This window comes from Streptomyces sp. NPDC006283, from assembly GCF_040613325.1.
Taxonomy (GTDB): domain Bacteria; phylum Actinomycetota; class Actinomycetes; order Streptomycetales; family Streptomycetaceae; genus Streptomyces.
The window spans coordinates 1-2,487 of the sequence record NZ_JBEXRZ010000412.1; the positions used below are offsets into that span (position 1 = coordinate 1).

At 72.3% G+C, this 2,487-nt stretch carries 4 protein-coding genes and 1 pseudogene; 4 read left to right on the plus strand and 1 reads right to left on the minus strand.

The window, feature by feature from the left end; genetic code table 11:
- Positions 1 to 204 (minus strand): annotated as a pseudogene (locus ABZ070_RS36720) (hypothetical protein); the annotation flags it as partial.
- Positions 205 to 573: 369 nt separating this feature from the next.
- On the opposite strand from ABZ070_RS36720, the gene ABZ070_RS36725 reads away from it, so the two are divergent.
- The 4 genes from ABZ070_RS36725 to ABZ070_RS36740 form a co-directional block, all read left to right on the plus strand.
- Entirely contained in the window at positions 574 to 1,107 is a 534-nt protein-coding gene (locus ABZ070_RS36725; RefSeq protein WP_356640470.1) for a hypothetical protein, read from the plus strand.
- The gene (locus ABZ070_RS36730) at positions 1,104 to 1,385 is read left to right on the plus strand and encodes a hypothetical protein (RefSeq protein ID WP_356640472.1); all 282 of its coding nucleotides are present in this window, start codon (positions 1,104 to 1,106) and stop codon (positions 1,383 to 1,385) included. Before ABZ070_RS36725 ends, ABZ070_RS36730 begins: the two co-directional genes overlap by 4 nt.
- A gap of 103 nt (positions 1,386 to 1,488) precedes the next feature.
- On the plus strand, positions 1,489 to 1,983 hold the full coding sequence (locus tag ABZ070_RS36735) for a DnaB-like helicase N-terminal domain-containing protein (protein WP_356640474.1): 495 nt from the start codon (positions 1,489 to 1,491) through the stop codon (positions 1,981 to 1,983).
- 195 nt (positions 1,984 to 2,178) lie between these two features.
- Positions 2,179 to 2,487, plus strand: a 309-nt coding sequence (locus tag ABZ070_RS36740) for a helix-turn-helix transcriptional regulator (protein ID WP_356640476.1), incomplete at its 3' end; no start/stop codon positions are given.

Consider the following 2,487-nt stretch of genomic DNA (forward strand, 5'->3'; position numbering starts at 1 on the left):
CCCCCAGGTCATCCGTTCGACAGAGGGGACACAGTCATACCGGGCCCGGAGGCCAGCGGCCCCGTTGCAGGACCGCGAAAAACATAACGGGGGGGCGTCCCCGGGGCCAGCCTGCCGCCACCGGAACACCGGCAACTCCCCGGTGCCGGGATCGTAGGGGTCGACATCGACAACGCCCTGGTCGTGCCCGTCGCCGGTGGTCATGCCCGGCTCCAGGCGCCGGGGCCCCGGGCCGGGCGGTGCGGGTAGCGGGGGCCGGGACTGGCTGGGCGAGGCTGGCCGATCCGGCGGCGCGGGCGGGGCAGTGAGCACGGGCGATCTCCTCCAGACGGTGGGCTGACGCGCCGCGCCCCGCCGACTCCCTAACTCCCTCCTCCGCGGCCGGGGGGTGAGGCGGCAGCGGCGGGGGAGTTCCTTGCGGCTCTGCCGGGGCGGTGGGCGTGTGGTCGCACGACCTCGGCGCGTCTGGCGCCGTTGCTTGCGGAAGCGGTTGCTGTTCAGGGCTGGCCGCTGGGCCCGGTGCTGGTGGCGCATCTGACCCGCCGTACGCGTAAGGGCGCAGAGGTCTCAGCGGTGCTTCAGGAGCGGATTGAGGATCTGCCCCGCTACTTGGCTACTCGGGCGCAGGTGCCGGGTGAAGCAGCGGACCGGCCGGCGCGGATCCCGGGGCAGCAGCTGCCGCTGGACGACGTGTCTGAGCACGGCCGGACGGCCGACGGTGTTGATGCGGCCGATGTCCCGTCCGGGCAGCCGGTGGCTGCGCCGGAGATTCCTGCCGAGCAGCTGGTGGCACCACGGGAGTTGCTGCTATCGCTGACCGCGCCGTGGCAGGTCGGCCCTGGCGACGCGGACCGCTTGGCGCCGAAGCTTGCCGCCGTGGCGACGGAGCGCGGCTGGGCGTTCGGCGAGGAGCTGCGCCGGCAGCTGATGGCGAACCCGGGCGGCGGCCAGAACTACCTGTGGCTGTTGGAGCACAAGCGGATCGCGGCCCTGCCCGATCGCAGCCGGCAGGCGGCCCGCAGGCGGCCCGCAGGCGCCCGGCCGTTCCGGCCGGAATGTGCGAGCGGCACCCGTACTTCCGCGAGGGGGATTGCGGGCCGTGCATGAAGCAGGCCCGCGATGCTGCGCGCCAGCAGGGCGCCCCGGCGTCCCCGGAGGCGGGGAGGGGTGCGTCGGAGGATCTCGATGAGGCCAACTTTGCGGGCCCGCTGCCCCCTGCAGCGGCTGGTGTCGTTGCGTACGTCGAGGGGCTGGCTGCCCAGGCCGCAGCCGCGGAGGCGGCCCGCCGGGAGCGGCCGCAGTTCACCGAGCGGGAGCGCGAGCTTTCCATCGAGGAGCGGCGGCATGAGGCGCACAACGCCGCCTGGGCCGCCCGCAGCGGCTGACCGTGAACTGAAACGCACACCCGAACGCACAAAGGCGGGTCGTCCCGGCCAGGGGACGACCCGCGCGGCACCCCGACCAGCCTGAATCCGACCAGGAGTGCACATGACCACCGTACCGAGCCGCCGCCGCCCCATCACGAGCGATCACCAGGACGATGGCCCTGCGTCGCAGGGCCGCGTGGCGCACGACCGGGCCGCGGAGCAGTCCGCACTCGGTGCGGCGATCCTGTCCAAGGACGCCATCGGCGACATCGTCGAGGCTCTGGAACCTTTGGGCGCAGCCGCGTTCTACGAGCCGGCGCACGAGACGATCTGGAACACGATCCTGGGCATGTTCGCCGCCGGGAGGGCGGTCACCTCGATCAGCCTGGCCCACGAACTGACCCTGCAGGGCGACCTGGAGCGCGTCGGCGGCGCCGTCTACCTCTCCCAGCTCATCCAGGCCTGCCCCAGCGCCGGCGGCACATCGGCGGCGAGACTCGCTGGTCGGGGCTCTCACCCTTTCGGGTGGCGGGGTTCCGGCCGCTCCGCCCGTCAGCGCCTGGCTGACACCCTTGGCTGTACGGGTCGTTGCCTGTGGGGCGAGGGTACGCGATGAACAGTGTCACTGCGACGGTGAGTATCCGTCAGCAGCGTGGTGCTCTTGTGGAGGTCCGGGACGGGGGTACGGCACCTGTCGGCCTTCTGTAGTCTGCTTGTCCGTAGCGGACGTTCCGTTGGTACAAGGGGCAGAAGCACTACTCGGGTATCTACTGGCCAGCACAGCCTCGACCGCGCCGGCGCCGGCGCCGCGGTGTTCACCCGCCCGATCCCGAAAACCGCCCGCGCCCAAGTCCGGTTCCTGGTCAAGCATGAGAAGGGCTCCACCCGTCAGGTCGCGGCCCGCCTCGGCGTCTCCCAGCGCACCGTGGAGCGCTATCTGAAGGGCCAGTTCAAGCGTCCGCGGCCCGAGCTCGCTGCCCGCCTCGCGGGTGAGGTGCGCAAGGACTGGCAGCCCCGCGTGCGGGAGCGGGCGAAGAAGCAGGCGGCGACGTCGACCGGCATCGTGATCGAGACCCGTGCCCGGTTCGGGTTTATCGCCGCACCGGGCACGACGGATGAC

What these genes read in the sequence shown, in the direction of transcription:
- ABZ070_RS36735 (WP_356640474.1), top strand. Translation starts at nt 1,489, where the DNA reads ATGACCACCGTACCGAGCCGCCGCCGCCCCATCACGAGCGATCACCAG.
- ABZ070_RS36730 (WP_356640472.1), top strand. Translation starts at nt 1,104, where the DNA reads ATGAAGCAGGCCCGCGATGCTGCGCGCCAGCAGGGCGCCCCGGCGTCC.